Origin of the sequence: Curtobacterium sp. NPDC089991 (genome assembly GCF_044748425.1) — a bacterium.
Taxonomy (GTDB): Bacteria; Actinomycetota; Actinomycetes; order Actinomycetales; family Microbacteriaceae; genus Curtobacterium.
Genome location: NZ_JBIVGB010000003.1, coordinates 21,240 through 38,648, shown reverse-complemented (window position 1 = coordinate 38,648; position 17,409 = coordinate 21,240). Strand labels below are relative to the sequence as shown.

Annotated in this window: 13 protein-coding genes; 6 read left to right on the top strand and 7 right to left on the bottom strand. The window is 70.6% G+C overall.

Translation table 11 applies throughout. The features are described from left to right. Nucleotides 1–44: 44 nt before the first annotated feature. A complete protein-coding gene (locus ACIPV1_RS09530; protein WP_173170643.1) occupies nucleotides 45–1,061 on the bottom strand; it encodes a LacI family DNA-binding transcriptional regulator in 1,017 nt (338 codons plus the stop codon). A gap of 174 nt (nucleotides 1,062–1,235) precedes the next feature. Here ACIPV1_RS09530 and ACIPV1_RS09525 point away from each other — a divergent pair, with 174 nt between their 5' ends. From ACIPV1_RS09525 to ACIPV1_RS09505, 5 genes are all read left to right on the top strand, one after another. Next, nucleotides 1,236–2,447: a sugar ABC transporter substrate-binding protein gene (locus tag ACIPV1_RS09525; RefSeq protein ID WP_123294666.1), complete on the top strand. Its 1,212-nt coding sequence runs from the start codon at nucleotides 1,236–1,238 to the stop codon at nucleotides 2,445–2,447. Nucleotides 2,448–2,595: 148 nt separating this feature from the next. Next, entirely contained in the window at nucleotides 2,596–3,456 is an 861-nt protein-coding gene (locus tag ACIPV1_RS09520) for a carbohydrate ABC transporter permease (protein WP_123939110.1), read from the top strand. After that, the gene (locus ACIPV1_RS09515; RefSeq protein ID WP_111084887.1) at nucleotides 3,453–4,343 is read left to right on the top strand and encodes a carbohydrate ABC transporter permease; all 891 of its coding nucleotides are present in this window, start codon (nucleotides 3,453–3,455) and stop codon (nucleotides 4,341–4,343) included. Before ACIPV1_RS09520 ends, ACIPV1_RS09515 begins: the two co-directional genes overlap by 4 nt. Before the next feature lie 47 nt (nucleotides 4,344–4,390). Continuing rightward, nucleotides 4,391–5,221 (top strand): ThuA domain-containing protein, encoded by an 831-nt coding sequence (locus ACIPV1_RS09510; RefSeq protein ID WP_123939111.1) that lies wholly within the window; start codon nucleotides 4,391–4,393, stop codon nucleotides 5,219–5,221. Then, on the top strand, nucleotides 5,218–6,321 hold the full coding sequence (locus ACIPV1_RS09505) for a Gfo/Idh/MocA family protein (protein ID WP_260155067.1): 1,104 nt from the start codon (nucleotides 5,218–5,220) through the stop codon (nucleotides 6,319–6,321). Before ACIPV1_RS09510 ends, ACIPV1_RS09505 begins: the two co-directional genes overlap by 4 nt. Before the next feature lie 218 nt (nucleotides 6,322–6,539). On the opposite strand, the gene opgC is transcribed toward ACIPV1_RS09505, so the two are convergent. The 4 genes from opgC to ACIPV1_RS09485 form a co-directional block, all read right to left on the bottom strand. Then, nucleotides 6,540–9,044: an OpgC domain-containing protein gene (gene opgC, locus ACIPV1_RS09500; protein WP_123939112.1), complete on the bottom strand. Its 2,505-nt coding sequence runs from the start codon at nucleotides 9,042–9,044 to the stop codon at nucleotides 6,540–6,542. Beyond that, nucleotides 9,041–9,451, bottom strand: coding sequence for an ATP-binding protein (locus ACIPV1_RS09495; protein ID WP_402726267.1), 411 nt, complete (start codon nucleotides 9,449–9,451; stop codon nucleotides 9,041–9,043). The genes opgC and ACIPV1_RS09495 overlap by 4 nt, the downstream gene beginning before the upstream one ends. Beyond that, entirely contained in the window at nucleotides 9,448–11,397 is a 1,950-nt protein-coding gene (locus ACIPV1_RS09490) for a glycosyltransferase (RefSeq protein ID WP_395875409.1), read from the bottom strand. Before ACIPV1_RS09490 ends, ACIPV1_RS09495 begins: the two co-directional genes overlap by 4 nt. Before the next feature lie 330 nt (nucleotides 11,398–11,727). Then, nucleotides 11,728–12,468 carry a TetR/AcrR family transcriptional regulator gene (locus ACIPV1_RS09485; RefSeq protein ID WP_402726266.1) on the bottom strand — a complete coding sequence of 247 codons (741 nt, stop codon included), beginning with the start codon at nucleotides 12,466–12,468 and terminating at the stop codon, nucleotides 11,728–11,730. A gap of 124 nt (nucleotides 12,469–12,592) precedes the next feature. Between ACIPV1_RS09485 and ACIPV1_RS09480 the strand changes: the two genes are divergently transcribed. Continuing rightward, on the top strand, nucleotides 12,593–13,519 hold the full coding sequence (locus ACIPV1_RS09480; RefSeq protein ID WP_123939115.1) for an NAD-dependent epimerase/dehydratase family protein: 927 nt from the start codon (nucleotides 12,593–12,595) through the stop codon (nucleotides 13,517–13,519). Between the two features lie 426 nt (nucleotides 13,520–13,945). Here ACIPV1_RS09480 and ACIPV1_RS09475 read toward each other — a convergent pair whose 3' ends face one another. Then, on the bottom strand, nucleotides 13,946–15,274 hold the full coding sequence (locus ACIPV1_RS09475; protein WP_185094280.1) for a fibronectin type III domain-containing protein: 1,329 nt from the start codon (nucleotides 15,272–15,274) through the stop codon (nucleotides 13,946–13,948). A 264-nt stretch (nucleotides 15,275–15,538) separates the two neighbouring features. Beyond that, nucleotides 15,539–17,323: a DEAD/DEAH box helicase gene (locus ACIPV1_RS09470; protein ID WP_123939117.1), complete on the bottom strand. Its 1,785-nt coding sequence runs from the start codon at nucleotides 17,321–17,323 to the stop codon at nucleotides 15,539–15,541. Between the last annotated feature and the right edge of the window lie 86 nt (nucleotides 17,324–17,409).

Sequence of the window (17,409 nt, the reverse complement as noted above, 5' to 3'; positions counted from 1 at the left end):
AGGCCCGTGGCGGCGCCGGACCGCGCCTCCCGTCCGGCAGGTGGTCAGGCGGGGGCGGGGGCCGTGGACTCCGCCGTGCGGAGCGTGCACGGCAGCAGGAAGTGCGGCAGGTCGTCGGAGGTGCCGTCGAGCTGTTCGATGAGGGCGTCGGCGGCCCGGATCCCGAGCTCCTGGCCCGGGGCGACCATGGTCGACAGCCGCGGGTAGTGCTGGTCAGCGTTGGCCTCGGACGACGCGATGCTGAGCACGGAGACGTCCTCGGGGACCCGCCGCCCGGCGGTGTAGAGGCCGACGAGGACACCGGCGGACGAGTCGTCCTTCATCACGAGCAGCGCCGTGACGTCGGGGTCCGCCGCGAGCAGGTCGCTCGTGGCCTGCCGTCCGCCGTCGCTGCCCGGCCCGGCGGTGACGACCGTCCCGGCCAGCCCGCGCTCGGCGATCGCGCGCCGGAAGGTCGCCTCGACGCGCAGGTGCGGGGCGTAGCCGGCCATCGGGGTGCCCTCGAGGTCCTCGAGCACGAGTCCGAACCGGCGGTGCCCGAGCGTCTCGAGGTGGTCGAGGCTGTCCTCGATGGTCGTCTCGAAGTCGATGTCGACGAAGGGCAGACCGCTGCTGTCGCGGGTCCGGCCGATCAGGGTGAACGGCACGCCGAGGTCGGTGAGGACGGCGACGCGGGGGTCGTCCATCCGCACCTCCATCAGGATGACGCCGTCCACGAGCCCACCCGACACGAGGTCGTCGAGGTCGTCACCAGCGGGGTCCACCGGCCAGAGCACGAGGTGGTAGCCCCGCTCGGACGCCCGTTCCGCCGCACTCATGAAGAACTGCGAGGTCGTCGGGCTGAAGCGGTTGCCGGTGGTCGGGAACAGCAGCGCGATGATCCGGGTCCGCCGGCTCGCCAGGGCCCGGGCGACGACGTTGCCGCGGAACTTCAGCTCGCGCATCGCGGTCTTCACCCGCGCGGTCGTGCCGGGGGTCACGTACTTCGTCCCGTTCACCACGAAGGACACGGTGGCGATCGAGACCCCCGCCCGATCGGCGACCTGCTGCATCGTGGCCATGGCGCTGATCTTAGCGCGCACGAAGTCAGAAAAGCGCTTTACAGGTGAAGCGCTTATCTGTTAGCTTCTCGCCCCAGGAGCACAGCGACGATGACGTCAGCGGCCTCGTCGATGCGTGCCTGCCCCAGCACCCGTCAAGAGAAGAGCTCTGCAATGAAGCAAAGATTCCCCTCCATGTCCCGCCGGACGCGCGCCCTCGTCGGCGCTGTCGCCGTCGTCGCCACGATCCCCCTGGTCCTGTCCGGCTGCTCCGGCTCCGGATCGGCCTCATCGGGCGGCAGCAAGGCCCTGACGATCGAGGACTACTACGACGCGAACTACAACCCGGTCTACAAGACCTGCGCGAAGGAGGTCGGCGCGACGGTCACGATCAACCACGTCGCCGGCGCCGGTCTGATCGCGAAGGTGCTGCAGCAGGCATCGTCGAAGACGCTGCCTGACGTCCTCATGCTCGACAACCCCGACGTCCAGCAGATCGCCTCCTCCGGTGCCCTGTCCGACCTGTCCGACTACGGTCTCGACGCCGACGGCGACGTCCCCGGCGTGAAGGCGGCGAGCACCTACAAGGGCAAGCTCTACGGCCTGCAGTCGAACACGAACTCCATCGCGCTCTACTACAACAAGAAGCTCCTGGCGGACGCCGGCGTCCAGCCGCCCAAGACGTGGGACGAGCTCAAGGCCGCGGCGAAGAAGCTCACCAAGGGCTCGACCTACGGCTTCGCGATGAGCAACATCAACACGTACGAGGGCACCTGGCAGTTCCTGCCGTTCTTCTGGTCGAACGGCGGTGACGAGAAGGACATCGCCACCGCGGACGCCACCCAGGCGCTGCAGCTCGTCGAGGACCTGCAGGATGACGGCTCGATGTCGAAGAGCTCGATCAACTGGGCCCAGGCGGACGTCAACAACCAGTTCCTGGCCGGCAAGGCCGCGATGATGATCAACGGTCCCTGGCAGCTGCCGGCGCTCAACGAGAAGAAGAGCCTCGAGTTCGACAGCGTCCCGATCCCGACGCGCACCGGCGAGGCCACGGTCGCACCGCTCGGCGGCGAGGCGTTCACCGTCCCGCAGACCGGCGACAAGGACAAGATGCAGCTCGCCGGCAAGTTCGTCGGCTGCCTCCACTCGCAGAAGATGCAGAAGACCCTGTCCGAGGTCAGCGGCAACGTGCCGACCAACCTCGAGGCCGGCGCCGCCTGGGCGAAGGACCACCCGCAGGTCGCGTCCTTCGTCACCACGGTGCAGACCGCTCGCGCGCGCACCGGTGAGCTCGGACCCGACTGGCCCAAGGCCGCCACGAAGATCTACACCGCCGTCCAGCTCGCCCTCACCGGCAAGGCCAGCCCCGAGGCAGCGCTCAAGCAGGCGCAGTCGCAAGAGCAGTAGTCCACGGGGAGCCGGCCGACCGGTCGGCTCCCTCCGGCGTGCAGGAAAGGACCCCGGCGTGAGCGCCTCGACACAGACACGACCACGGACGATCCCGCCCGTGACGACACCCCGACCCGGGCAACGACGAGCCCGGTTCCGATCCGGCGTGACCCGATGGCTCTTCGTGGTGCCAGCGGCGGTCTTCGTGGCCGTCTTCTTCGGCTACCCCGTGGTGAAGAACATCATCATGTCCTTCCAGGACTACACGACGGCGACCTTCTTCACCGGCGAGGCCCCCTGGGTGGGACTCGGCAACTACATCTCCGTGTTCCAGAGCTCGGTCTTCACGACGAGCCTCGTGAACACCGCCCTGTTCACGGCCGGCTCGATCATCCTGCAGTTCGTCATCGGGCTGAGCCTCGCGTTGTTCTTCCGTCGGCACTTCCCGCTGTCGGGCTTCCTGCGGGGGCTCCTGCTCCTGCCGTGGCTGCTGCCGCTCATCGCCTCGAGCGCGGTGTGGAAGTGGCTGCTCGACCAGGACAGCGGGGCGCTCAACCAGCTCCTCGGTGTGGTGGGCATCGCCCCGGTCCCGTGGTTGGTCAGCCCGAGCCTCGCGCTCATCGCCGTCATCGGCGTCAACGTGTGGCTCGGCATCCCGTTCAACACGACGATCCTCTACAGCGGCCTGCAGTCCGTGCCGCCGGAGCTCTACGAGGCCGGGTCGCTCGACGGCGCCACCGGGTTCAAGGCGTTCTGGTACATCACGTGGCCGAGCATCCGGTCGGTGGTCAGCGTCGTGGTCGTGCTCGGGGTCGTCTACACGTTGAAGGTCGTGGACATCATCCTCGGCCTGACCGGCGGCGGGCCGGCGAACTCGACGCAGACCCTCGCCACGAACGCGTACCACCAGTCGTTCATCAACTTCCAGTTCGGCATCGGAGCCGCGGTGAGCAACGTGCTCATCGTCGTCTCGTTCGTCTTCGCGATGGTCTACATCGCGATCTCCCGGAAGGCGGTCGACGAATGAGCGTCGGACTCGCGAACCAGACCGTCACCGCCACCCGCGCGATCACGACGAAGCGGACCACCCGGGCACCCCGCCCGCGCGGTTCCGCCAAGGGCATCCCGTTCACGATCCTCGGGTGCGTGTTCCTCGCGATCATGGTGTTCCCCGTCTACTGGATGGTGAACACCAGCCTGCAGGCGACGTCCGGGGCCGCTACGGCGACGTGGTTCCCGTTCTCCCCCACCTTCGCGGGGTACGAGGCCGCGTTCGCCCAGCAGGGGCAGAACTTCCTGTCGAGCATGATCATCGGCCTCGGCACCGTCCTGCTGACGCTGGCCATCGCGACGCCGGCCGCCTACGGGCTGGCCCGGTTCCGGATGCGCGGCGGCCGGGTGTTCCTGCTCGTGCTGCTGATCACCCAGATGATCCCGGCGATCGTCATCGCGAACGCGCTGTACACGCTGTTCAACAACATCGGGCTGCTCAACAGTTACGTCGGGCTGATCCTGGCCGACAGCGCGGTCCAGGTGCCGTTCGCCATCCTGCTCATGCGCGCGTTCATGGAGTCGATCCCGCCGAGCCTGGTCGAGGCCGCACTGGTCGACGGCGCCAGCGACTTCCGGGCGTTCGTGTCGATCGTCGTGCCGATCAGCCGGAACGCCATCGTCACCGCGGCGCTCTTCACGTTCCTCGGCGCGTGGGGTGACTTCCTCATCGCACTGACCCTGACGTCGACGACCGCGGTCCGACCGATCACGCTCGGCATCTACAACTACATCGGCTCGAACGTCACCGACTGGGGACCCGTCATGGCGACCTCGGTACTGGCCTCCCTGCCCGCTGCCGTCCTGCTGATCTTCGCGCAGAAGTACATCTCCGCTGGTGCCCTCGGCGGTGCCGTCAAGTGACGGCCCCGGACCGACGCCACCACGTACCCCAGCCAGAAAGGCACACCATGACCACCACCCCGCTGCGCATCACCGTCTGGGGCGAGAACGTCCACGAGCAGGTCGAGCAGCACGTCGCCGAGCGGTACCCCGACGGCATGCACGGCGCGATCGCCGACGGCATCCGCGAGAACCTGCCCGACGCCGTCGTCCGGACCGCCACCATGCAGGAACCCGAGCACGGCCTGACCGACGAGGTCCTGGCCGCGACGGACGTCCTGACCTGGTGGGGGCACGCCGCGCACCAGGACGTCGACGACGCCGTGGTCGACCGGGTGCACAAGCACGTCCTGTCCGGCATGGGCCTGGTCGTCCTGCACTCCGGCCACTGGTCGAAGATCTTCGGCAAGCTGATGGGCACCACGTGCACTCTTCGCTGGCGGAGCGAGCACGACCAGGAACTCGTCTGGACCGTCAACCCGCAGCACCCGATCACCCGCGGCGTCCCGAACCCGATCGTCATCCCCGAGCAGGAGATGTACGGCGAGTACTTCGACGTACCGACCCCCGACGAGCTCGTGTTCATCTCGGGCTTCACCGGCGGCGAGGTGTTCCGGAGCGGCATGACGTACCGCCGCGGCATGGGGAAGATCTTCTACTTCTCGCCCGGCGACCAGGACTTCCCCGTGTACCACCACAAGGACGTCCGCCGCGTGATCGCGAACGCCACCGAGTGGGCGCGGCCGGAGCGCGAGCGGGAGATCCCGACGCTCCGCCGCTACGACCTGGGCGAGTACTTCGAGGGCCAGCACTACCGCGGCCCGTTCGACGACGCGCCCGTCGACGACGCCTCTGTCGACGACGCCCCCGTCGACGACCACGCCGGGGCGCAGGCGTGACCGCGCTCCGCGTCCTGCAGGTCGGTGCCGGCGGCATGGGCCGGGCCTGGCTCGGCACCGTCGCCGCCGACCCCGACGTCGAGCTGGTCGGCATCGTCGACCTCGACCTCGATGCCGCCCGGGCCGGTGCCGAACACGCCGGCGATCCGAGCATCCCCGTCGGCACCGACCTGACCGTGCTCGCCGCCGAGACCGGTGCACAGGCGGTGCTCGACATCACCGTCCCGGTCGCGCACCACCCCGTCACGCTGCAGGCCCTGCACGCCGGGCTCCCCGTGCTCGGCGAGAAACCCGCAGCGCAGACGGTCGCCGAGGCACTGTCGCTCGCCGCGGCCGCCGAGGCCACCGGCAAGCTGTTCATGGTGTCGCAGTCGCGGCGCTACAACGACCAGCTCGTCGCGTTCCGCCAGCACGTGCGCGGCCTGGGCGCGATCGGCGGCCTGGGCACCCGGTTCGCCAAGGCCCCGCACTTCGGCGGCTTCCGCGAGCAGATGGACGACGTCCTGCTGCTCGACATGGCGATCCACGCGTTCGACTCCGCCCGCTACGTGCTCGAACGGGACCCGGTGTCGGTGTACTGCGAGTCGTGGAACCCGTCGTGGTCCTGGTACCGCGGCGACGCGGCGGCGGCAGCGGTCTTCGCCTTCGAGGACGACGTCCGGTACGTGTACGACGGCTCGTGGTGCGCGCCGGGGGCCGAGACCTCGTGGAACGGCGACTGGCGAGCCTCGGGTGCGGCTGGCACGGCGCTGTGGGACGGCGACCACGACCCGTCCAGCGACCTCGACGGCACCCTGGGCACGCCGTCGCCCGCTGCCAGCGTGGGGCACGAGATCGCCGGGGCGCTGACGTCGTTCGTGCACGCCGTGCGTTCCGGCGAGACCCCGGACGGTGAGGTGCACGGCAACGTCATGAGCCTCGCGATGGTCGAGGCGGCGATCGCGTCGACCCGCACCGGGCAGCGCATCGTCATCGACGAGGTGCTCGAGCGCGCACACGTCGAGGCACTCGCCGCCGAGCGGCACGACGCGGTCCGCGACCGCCTGGCCGCCTGGGGCCCCGTGCGCGAGGCACTGAGCGCCCCCGTCCCCACGCCGTAGGCGCCCCGGCACGCCCGCGCGTGTTCCCCCGAGGTTCCGAAATCTCGGCATGTCGGCGGCCGTCAGGCTCCCGATCGGAACCTCGGCGGACGTGAGCGGCGAGTCGCGGGACCGCGACCGCTCCTGTCGAGCGCGGCGCGTGCGGTGGACGCGACCGAGGACGGACGGGAGGCCCGTGGCGACGCCGCCACGGGCCTCCCGTCCGTCCCGCGGTCACGTCAACGCGGGATGACCGAGAACAGGAACCTCTTGCGGACCATGTACCAGGCCAGCAGGATCAACGCCGAGTGCACCACGAAGCCGATCCAGAAGTCGCCCCACGGCACGCCGGGGATCGACGCGATCGCCAGCGCGAAGAACACCTGCCACACGAAGACGTAGAGGCTGGCCTGCCCGATCGGGATCCAGAGCCAGCCGATCGCCGTCGAGATCGGCTTCCAGAACACCGTCAGGATCGCGTACGACACGATCGCGAAGAACGCGATGTCGACCAGTCGGCCCCACTGCAGGTCCACCCGCTGGTACGCCGTGTTGTACAGGTCCTCGTACATCGACGCCGGGAACGGGACCGGTGTGAACCCGGCGTGGTTCGCCGCCCAGACGTACACCAGGAACGCCGCGTAGCCGCCGACACCGATGCCGACCAGCACCTTGCCGAGACGCCCGGTGAGCGCGCCGATGATCTGCCGTCGGTAGTACCCGAGCACGAGCCCGTGGGTGAACACGACCTGCCAGGTGAGCAGCGGGAAGACCGCCTCGAACTGCGAGTTCAGCGGGCGGAACTCCGGGTTGAGTGCCTGGAACACGTAGAGCGCCCAGCTCACGACGAGCACCACCCACCAGAAGCCACGCCGGATCAGCCAGAGCAGCGGCGGGATGAACAGGCTCAGCACCACGAACAGGCCCATGATGTTGAACGGCCACGGGCCCATCTCGAGCAGCAGGAACTGTCGGATGGCGTACCACGGCGGCGGGTAGCCGAGCAGCTGCATCGCGTTCGGGTACAGGTCGTACACCCGGCCCTCGGCACCGACACCCCCGGTTCCGGTCCCCCGGTCGGTGAACGTCGTGATCGCGTCGGTGTTCAGGAACGGGACGAAGCTCAGCGCGAAGACGACCGCGATCACCACGAGCGTGACGAGGTACTGCTTTCGGGCACGCTTCCACGCCCCGATCGCGGCCGCCCACTCGCCGAACTTCTTGATGGCGAACGGGTAGGTCATGCCGAGGACCATGCCGGACAGGAACACGAACATCTCGGCACCGGTGATCGCACCGACCGCGTGCAGCGTGAGGTACGAGTACGGCCCGCCGATCTCGATGTGGGTGATCACCACCGCCAGGATGATGAACCCGCGGAACAGGTCGAGACGCAGGTCACGCCCGGGTTTGCCGTCGTCGGGGTAGCGCCAGCTCGGCAGCAACCGTCCGAACAGCCCGCTCAGCAGGAACACCACCGCCAGGCCCACCGCGACCCAGACGATCCACGCCATCTGGTCGCCGCCGGTGTCGTACTGCTGGTCGGTCGCGGCGTTGCCCTGCTGCGTGGTGATGCGGTCGGTGACGGGCCCGAAGGCGAAGTGGTCGCCGCGCTCGAGGTCGGTGCGGAACGACCCGGCGATCCCGGGCACCGCTGTGTCGCGCCAGTCGGCGACACGGTTCCCGGCCTCAGGCTCGCGGCGGTTCGTCTCGAGGAAGGTCACGCCCCGGATCAACGGGCGGTCCTGGACCGAGGCGATCACCTGCCGCCACCAGCCCTGCTTGACCGGGAGCTCCGCGTCGCCCCGGCGGGTGTGGTCGTACAGTGCACCGGTGTCGAGCAGCATCGACCGGTCGCCGTCGACGGCGAACCGGTCGTAGAAGCTGTCCGCCTGCTGCTGCTCGTAGCCCCACGTCTCGTCGAACCGGGACTCGACCTCGCCACGCTCCGGCACGTCGTTGCGGGTGAGGGGGACGTCACGACCGGCGGCTTCGGTCGACTTGCCCTTGCCGAAGTAGTACATCGACAAGCCGACCCAGTCCACCGAGGCGTCGCCCGGCCAGTACGGTTCGTAGGGGTCGTCGGCCGCGGTCAGCTCGCCGTCGCCGTTGGTGTCGAGCTTCGCGACGTCGGTCGCGGAGAGGTCTGCCAGTCGTCCCGCGGACTCGCCGAACGGGTACCCCGCACCGTACGACGGCGACCACACCATGCGCGCGTCGGAGTCGCCGCCGTGCACGGCGGTCGCGAGCGTCCGGAACGCCTGCACGAACTGGGTCGGCTGCTGCCCCCAGCGCACCCACGTGCCGTTCATCTGCGGCGCGAACCGCACGAGCACCTGGGTGTCGTACTGGTCGTGGATCTCCTGGAACGCGGTGTTCGCGGCGCGGGCGTCGGCGGCGTCGAGTGACCGGAGCGACTGCCCGGGCTCGAGGCTCACGACGAGGACCGCGCCCTGCGTCGCCGCGGCACGCGTCGCGCGGAGGAGCTCTCGCCTGGCCGAGCGGTCCAGCGGGTAGTCGATCTCCACCCCGTACATCGACGGCGTCGCACCGAGCCGTCCCTCGTACCCCGCCGGGGAGTCGTCGCCCCAGTCGAGGTCCGGGCCGAACCACGTCGTCCCGCTCGCCGGCTCCGTCGCCGCGGCCGTGTGCACCGTCACCGCGGACGCCGGCAGTGCACCGCCGAGCAGGAGCGTCGCGATCGTGACGAGGACGGCGACCACGCGGGCCGCCAGCAGCCTCACCGGTCGCACACCAGCGTCCAGACGTTGTGCCCGTGCTCGTGCCGGTGCTCCAGGCGGTCGAGGGCGGCGATCGCGAGCGCCAGACCGCGTCCGCTCTCCTGCTCGACGTCGGCCATCGTGACGGCGCTCAGGTCGATGTCCACGGGCAGACCGTTGTCGGTGAGCTCCGCGGTGAGCGCCCGCTCGGTCGACTCGAGCCGCACGGTGTAGCGCCGACCGGTCTCCTGGTCGGCACGGATCGTGTGCTCCACGATGTTCGCCGCGACCTCGGCCAGCGCGGTCTCCAGCGCGAAGCGGAGCCGGGCGTCGTCGATGCCGAGGCCGTCCCACCAGACGCCGAAGCGGTCCTGGACCTCGTCGAGCGACACGGGCGTCGCGGCGACGTCGAAGGTGGTCTCGGCGTTCACAGTGGTCCTCCGGCGGTGCTCGACTCGTGCTCTGACTGGACTCCCGTGCCCGGGCCGCGGTAGAGCACGGCCCGGATCACGATGCTGAAGATGAACAGGTCGAAGACGACCCATGCGGTGTTGACGAGCGGCGCGATGCCCGACGCCTGCCCGGTCAGGTAGCGGATGCCGATCAGGATCAGTGCCGCGACCAGCGCCCCCATCGCGATGAGCTGCGGCTTGACGAGGTCCCACCGGGGCTTCTGCTCGGTGTCGTCGCGCACCTTCGGCGTGACCCGGAACCCGAGCGGCTTGCCGCGGAACACGTTCTCGAACGCACTCGTCACCGCCTCGATCCACACCGGGAACAGCGCGAGCGAGTACTGCTGCCCACGCCACGTCGGCCTGCCGGCGGCCACCACCCAGAACAGGAGCTGGTTGAGCACGAGGAACGGGATCAGCCGGGCGAAGAAGTCGACGCTGTAGGCCTGCACCGGGACGACGCCGAACGACAGGCAGAGCACCGGGGCCGCGATGTACACGATCGCGGCGAACCCGGACAGGTAGCTCCACATCGTCGAGAAGTACATCAGGCGCTGCCCCCAGGACAGGCCCTTCTGCACCAGCGGGTTCTCGCGGAAGAACACCTGCATGGTGCCCTGCGCCCAACGGAGCCGCTGCACGAGCATGGTCGGCAGGTCCTCCGGCGCCAGGCCCTTCGCCAGGATCTCGTCGTGGTACGCCGACTTCCAGCCGAGCCCGTGCAGCCGCATGGCGGTGGCCATGTCCTCGGTCACCGAGATCGTCGCCAGCGGCATGATCGGCTGCGCCTCGTCGTCGCGGTTGACGTCGAGTGCCCGTGCGAGGACCGCGATCGACTCGATGGCCGCCACGGGCGATGCGTCGCGCCGCCCGAGCACGTCGAGCGCGGCGTCGTCGAGCCCGGCGAAGGTGTTCGCGTCGGTCGACATCGCGGCGAGCTCCTGCAGGTCGTTCCGCACCGACTCGAGGTCGGCGGCGGCGAACCGGAAGGCGATCGTGTCGATCCCCCGCTGGAACGCGTAGGTGACGTCGCCGAGCGGTTCGCCGGCCCGGACCTGGTCGCGAGCGCGGTCGACGACGGCTTCGGCCTCGTCCAGGGCGCCGAGCACCCGCGGGTCCGTCTCGGTCTCACGCGCACGGGCCAGCAGCTTCCGCGACGTCGTGATCGTGCGCTGCACCGAGGCTTCGACCTCGACCACGTAGCGGGAGATGCCGAGCTGCATCAGTGCCTCGCGCCGCAGGATCGCGTTCGACCCGCAGAAGAACGCGGCGTTCCAGCCGTCCTTCGACTGCTGGATCGGCCCGTAGAACAGCGGCGCCTGACTGCCGAGCAGGTCCGCCTCGGGAACGTTCTCGAACCACTGCGGCGTCTGTACGAGCGCCATCCGCGGGTCCTTGAAGTAGCCGAGCGTGCGGTCGAGGATGCCGGGCTCCGGTACCTGGTCGGCGTCGAGGATGAGCAGGAACTCGCCCTGGGTCGCGAGCAGGGCGTTGTTGAGGTTGCCGGCCTTGGCGTGCCGGGGACGGTCGATCCAGTCGGCACCGCGGGTGATGACGCCGATGCCGAGCGAGTCGGCGGCCGCACGCATCTCGGGGCGGTTGCCGTCGTCGAGGATCCACGTCGTGTGCGGGTGTGTGATCGCCTGCGCCGCACGGGCCGTGCGCACGACCATCTCGACGGGTTCGTTGTAGGTGGTGATGAAGACGTCGACCGTGACGTCGGAGGACGGCTTCGTCGGGGGCTCACCGCGCTCGCGCAGGCGCCACGCCCCGAACGCGAACAGGAGCGAGTCGATGACGCTGTAGGTCTCGGCCAGGATGAGCGGCACGGCGATCCACCAGGAGTGCCAGTTCACCGAGGCGGCCCAGCGCCAGACGACGTAGTTCACGCCGGCGATCGACGCCAGGAGCGCGACCGTGCGCACCGTGACGAGTCGTCGGCGAGCCGTGCCGGTGGTGAGCCGGCGGCGGTCCTGGCGGCTGACGTCGAGCGCCGTCACCGGGTCGCTCCGACTGCGGGGTCGCCGGCCGAGCTGCGTCGCAAGGGTGCCTCCTGATCCGCGCGGACCCCGGCCGCAGCGCACGCCCGGGTGTGGTGCCGTCCGGCCGCCGCCCAGGGGACACCGTGCCGGCCGTCCGCTCCGGTCGTCGGGCACGACCTCGGCGTAGGGACCTGTCTACCGCAGTGACCGGCACTCTGTCAGGCCCCGAGTGCGAGTCGTGGACAACGGCCCGGGCAGACCCGCACGACCGGGTCAGAACGCGGCGGCGAACCCGAGGTCGTCGGCGAGCCGCGCGATCACCTGGTCGAAGTAGCCGGCGCCGTCGGACACCGAGCCGACGAAGTGGCCGAAGAGCTCGAACGAGATCGTCCCGAACACCATCGACCAGGCCATCAGGGTGCGGACCAGGACTTCGTCGGGCAGTGCGATGCCGAGCGACCGCAGGGTGGTCACTGCGTCCGCGACTGCGGGGCCGGCCGCCCCGGGAGCCGCCGTGGGCGCGGCGGGTGATCCGGGCCTCCCGTCCGCCCCCGACGCCGACGTGACGTCCCCGCGGGGCGCGACCGCATCGGCCACCACCCGCACCAGCGCGAGCGTCGTCCGCGCGGCGGGCACGACCGTCTCGCGCGTTGCAGCGTAGCCCGGCACGGGCGACCCGAACAGCAACGCGAAGTCGCCCGGGTGCGCGACGGACCACGATCGGATCGCGCGGCACGCGGCGACCCAGCGTGCACCCGGTTCCGGGCCGGCCGCGGCGTCAGCAGCCTCGACCGCTGCGCCGAGTTCGTCGTAGTCGACGATGAGCAGCGCCGTCAGCAGGTCGTCGCGACTCGGGAAGTACCGGTACACCGCGGACGACACCATGCCGACGTCGCGGGCAACGGCTCGGAGGCTGAGCGCTGCGGGCCCCTCGTCGGTGAGGCGGGTGCGCGCAGCGGCCAGGATGTCCGCCCGGATCGTCTGCCGGGCGAGCTCGCGTGCTGTCGGTGCCATCCGGTCACCATGCCACACGAGAGCACTGCACACAAATGAGAGCAGTGCTCTTGCTCTTTCGTGTCCGAGCGCGCATCCTGGTTGCGAGAGCACCGCTCTCGCAACCAGAACGGAAGCAGGGACCATGTCGCACAACCACCTCGTCATCGGCGCCGGCCCGGTGGGCCGCCACGTCGCCGCGCTGCTCGCCGAACGCGGTGAGCACGTCACCGTCGCCACCCGCTCGGGTCGGGACACCGGCCTGTCAGGGGTCGATCACCTCGCGCTCGACGCCTCCGACGCCGAGGCCCTCACCCGGGCAGCCGACGGCGCCGCCGTGCTGTACAACTGCGCGAACCCCGGCGACTACACCCAGTGGGAGCGCACCTGGCCACCGCTCGCGGCGTCGATGCTGACCGCTGCCGAGCGGACCGGAGCCGTCTACGCCATCACCGGGAACCTGTACCCGTACGGCCCGGTCGACGGCCCGATGCGCGCCGACACACCGGACGCGGCGACCGACCACAAGGGGATCCTCCGCGCACGGCTGTGGGCCGACGCCCTGGCCGCGCACCGTGCCGGACGCATCCGGACGGTCGAGGTCCGCGCTTCGGACTACGTCGGGCCGGGCATCGGGGCGAACGGACACGTCACGCGGGTGCTGCCGGCCGCACTGCAGGGGAAGGCCGTGACGATGATCGGCAGGACCGACCTGCCACACACCTTCACCGACGTGCTCGACGTCGCCAGGACCCTGGTGGCGGCGGCCTCGGACGAGCGCGCGCACGGCCGCACGTGGATGGTGCCGAGCAACGCTCCTCGTACCCAGCGGCAGGCGCTGACCGAGGTGCTGGCCGCGGCCGGCAAGCCACCCGTGCCCGTCCACCGGATGCCCGCTGCGGCGATCCGTGCGCTCGGGCTCGTGTCGCCGATGATGCGGGAGCTCGCCGAGATGAGCTACCAGTGGACTGCGCCGTACGTGGTCGACGATGCCGAGAGTCGCGCGGTGTTCGGCATCGAGCCGACCCCGTGGGACGAGGTGTGTCGCCGGACCGTGGTGGGGGTGGTGTGAGGCGGGCTGGGGGGCGCTGCGGGGGCGGGCGGCGGGGGCGGGCTGCAGGCTGCGGCGGGCTGCGGCGCCGCCGAGGTTCCACAACATGCCGCCGGTGTGCCGCCGAGGTTCCACGGAGCGGCCGAGAGCGCGCCGAGGTTCCGAGATCTCGGAACCTCGGACCTCGTACCCTGCACCCCACCCCGCGCCCCCACCCCGCGACACCGGGTGGCGCCGAGGTTCCACAACACGCCGCCGGTGTGCCGCCGAGGTTCCACGGAGCGGCAGAAAGAGCGCCGACACTCCAAGATTTCGGAACCGCGGGCCCCGCCGCACGACGCCCGCGCCCGCCCCACCCCGCCGCACGACGCCCCCCCCCCCGCCCGGAACACAGGACGGGGTGGGACGCGCCGTTGCGTCCCACCCCGTCCTGCCTCGGCCTGCCGGTCAGATCACCAGCAGCCGCGAGTACTGCGCCGACGACAGCTGCTGCGCAGCCCCGCCGGAGGCCGGCACGCGCCACAGCCCGGCCGAGGGCCCGCTGTCGACGTTCGCGAACACGTCGCCGTCGTCGGAGGCGGCACCCGTGTTCGCCCCGCGCGACCCCGCCGTGATGCCGGAGACCGCCACGGTGGACTTCCCACTGGAGCCGACCACGAGCTTGTCCGGGATTGTGCGGTCGACCTTGCAGCCGGCCGGGCTGGTCGGGTACTCGGCGGGGGCGCTGCACCACTCGGCGGACTGCAGCAGAGAGAACCCGTCGGCGTTGGCGGCCGCGTACTCGAACGCCAGCCGGGGCTCGATCCGCGTCAGCGCCGTGGCGCCCGGCTTCAGCTGGTACCAGGCCCACGAGCCGGCGCCACCGGGAGAACGGATGTCGACGTACACGTTGCCGTGCGAGTCCGCGAGGACCGCTGCGGGGTACCCGACGCCGGAGCTGCCGGGGAGCGTGATCGCCCGTGCGGCCGTGCCGGTGCCCACGACGATCGGGGAGATCTGCGAACCGCCGACGGCGACGACCTTGCCGTCGGGGGTGACGGTCCAGAACCGCTGGCCGCTGCCCGTGGCAGTCAGGTCGAGCACGGTCGTCGCGGTGGAGCTGCCGACGGCGAGCTTCTGCACGGCCCCCGTCACCGAGTCGATCCAGTACAGGTTGCCGGCGACGTCGGAGCGCAGGTCGGGGGTCAGGTGCAGCCCGGTCGCCAGCGTCCGCGTCGCGCTGCCGTCGGCGGGGTGGAACAGGATCGAGGTCAGGTCCGCCGAGGGGGTGAACACGTCGCCGACGTCGTCCGCGGCGAAGCCCGTCCCGTTGGCCGCGACGACCTTCCCGGCGCCGGAACCGTCCTCGGCGAAGCGCACGACGTTTCCGGATGCGTCGAGGGCGAACAGCGACTGCGTCGTGTCGACCACGGACGGCGTGGTGTAGCGGACCAGGATCGTGCGGCCGGACTTCTTCGCGCCGATCGCTCGGACCGAGAACTTGTAGGTCGTCTTCGGCGTCAGGTCACCGAAGCGGTCGGACCGCGCCTTCGCCGGCAGCCGGTCGACGCCGTTGCCGGGCTGGTGCTGCGCGGGGGCGATCGTGACCTTCCAGCCGGTCACCTTCGCGCCCGACTTCGGGGCGCCCCAGGTCACGGTCGCGCTGTCGCCGGCTCCGGTGACCCGGACGGTGGTGGGCGCTCCGGGCGCCGAGGACGAGGGGGCTGCCGTCGCCGGCGCCACTCCCCCGATGACGAGCGCCGCCGCTGCTGCGACGGTGATGAGTGCTCGGTACACGTTCGTTCCCCTGCCTTCTCCGCGGCTCCCTGCGTCACGGCTCCAGGTATCACAGCACCGCTCGGACGCCAGGGGAACGGATCCGAGCGTGATCTGCGGTTCCCCGCACCGCAAGGCTGGTGACGCACCGCCGGCACGCGGGGCGGCCGCGGCGGGAGACGCGACCGGACGACGGACGGGAGGCACGGTGCCAGCTGGCACCGTGCCTCCCGTCAGGATGGGGTCGCGTTCAGGACGCCACTCGCGTCGACGACGCGACTCGCGTCAGTAGCGCGGCTTGCGCTCCGGACGCTCGTCGCGGCGGCCGCCACCACGGCGGTCGGGCTTGATCTCGATGAGCTTGCCGCTGATCCGGGTGTCGGTCAGGCGGTCGAGCACGCCGCCGTCCATGTCGGCGGGCAGCTCGACAATGGAGAAGTCCGGCTGGATGCGGATCGCACCGAAGTCGTCGCGGCGCAGGCCGCCCTCGTTGGCGAGGGCGCCGACGATCTGGCGCGGCTCGACGCGGTGGCGGCGGCCGACCTCGATGCGGTAGGCGGTCATCGGCTGCGAACGGCGGGGCGCACGGTCCCGGTCGCCACCACGGTCGCCACCTCGGTCGCCGCGCGGCCCACGGTCGTCACGTGCACCGCGGTCGTCGCGCTCGCCACGGCGGGCGTCGCGCTCCATCTGGGTCCGGAGTGCGTCGTCGGCTGCGGTCAGGAGCAGCGGCGAGTCGCCCTGCGCCACGACGGCCAGGGCGGCGGCGACGTCGTCCGAGGGGACGTCGTGGTGCTCGACGTAGTGCGCGATGACGTCGCGGAAGGCAGCGATGCGACCCTGGTCCTCGAGCGCCGCGGTGATCGCGTCGTCGAAGCGGGTCAGGCGCGTCTCGTTGACGTCGTCGATCGTCGGCAGCTGCATCTGGGTGAGCGGCTGCTTCGTGTGGCGCTCGATCGCGGAGAGCAGGCGACGCTCGCGGGGGGTGACGAAGCTGATCGAGTCACCCGAGCGGCCGGCACGACCCGTGCGGCCGATGCGGTGCACGTAGGACTCGATGTCGACCGGGATGTCGTAGTTCACGACGTGCGTGATGCGGTCGACGTCGAGGCCACGGGCGGCGACGTCGGTGGCGACGAGGATGTCGAGCTTGCCGGACTTCAGCTGGTTGACGGTCCGCTCGCGCTGGGCCTGGGCGACGTCACCGCTGATGGCGGCTGCGGCGTAGCCACGGGCCCGGAGCTTCTCGGCCAGGGTCTCGGTCTCGCTCTTGGTGCGGACGAAGATGATCATGCCCTCGAAGTCCTCGACCTCGAGGATGCGGGTCAGGGCGTCGACCTTCTGCGGGTACGAGACCATCAGGTAGCGCTGCGTGATGTTCGCGGCGGTCTTGGTCTTGGTCTTGACGGTGATCTCGGCCGGGTCCGTCAGGTACTGCTGCGAGATGCGGCGGATCTGGGCGGGCATGGTCGCGGAGAACAGGGCGACCTGCTTGTCGTCGGGGGTGTCCGCCAGGATCGTCTCGACGTCCTCGGCGAAGCCCATCTTGAGCATCTCGTCGGCCTCGTCGAGCACGAGGTACTTCAGCTCGGACAGGTCGAGCGTGCCCTTCGCCAGGTGGTCCATGATGCGACCGGGCGTGCCGACGATGACGTCGACGCCGCGGCGCAGGGCGGACAGCTGCACGCCGTACGCCTGACCGCCGTAGACCGGCAGGACGTGGACGTGCTTCATGTGCGACGCGAACTGCTCGAACGCCTCGCACACCTGCAGGGCGAGCTCGCGCGTCGGGGACAGCACGAGGGCCTGCGGCTTCTTGCTGCCGGGCTCCATGCGGGACAGGATCGGCAGCGCGAAGGCGGCGGTCTTGCCGGTTCCGGTCTGCGCGAGGCCGACGACGTCGCGGCCGTCGAGCAGCGTGGGGATGGTGGCTTCCTGGATGGCGGAAGGGGTTTCGTAGCCGATGTCCTTGACGGCCTTGAGCACAGCATCGCTCAGGCCGAGATCGGCGAAGGTCACCACGGGCCCCTCGTCGGTGGTCTCGGTGGTGGTGGCGGTGTCCGTGCTCATACACCAACGGTATCTCGAATGCACGCTCCGCAGTGACCGGGGGGCGTGCGGACGGGAGGAACGAGGCGGGCCCGCCCCGCGCCTCC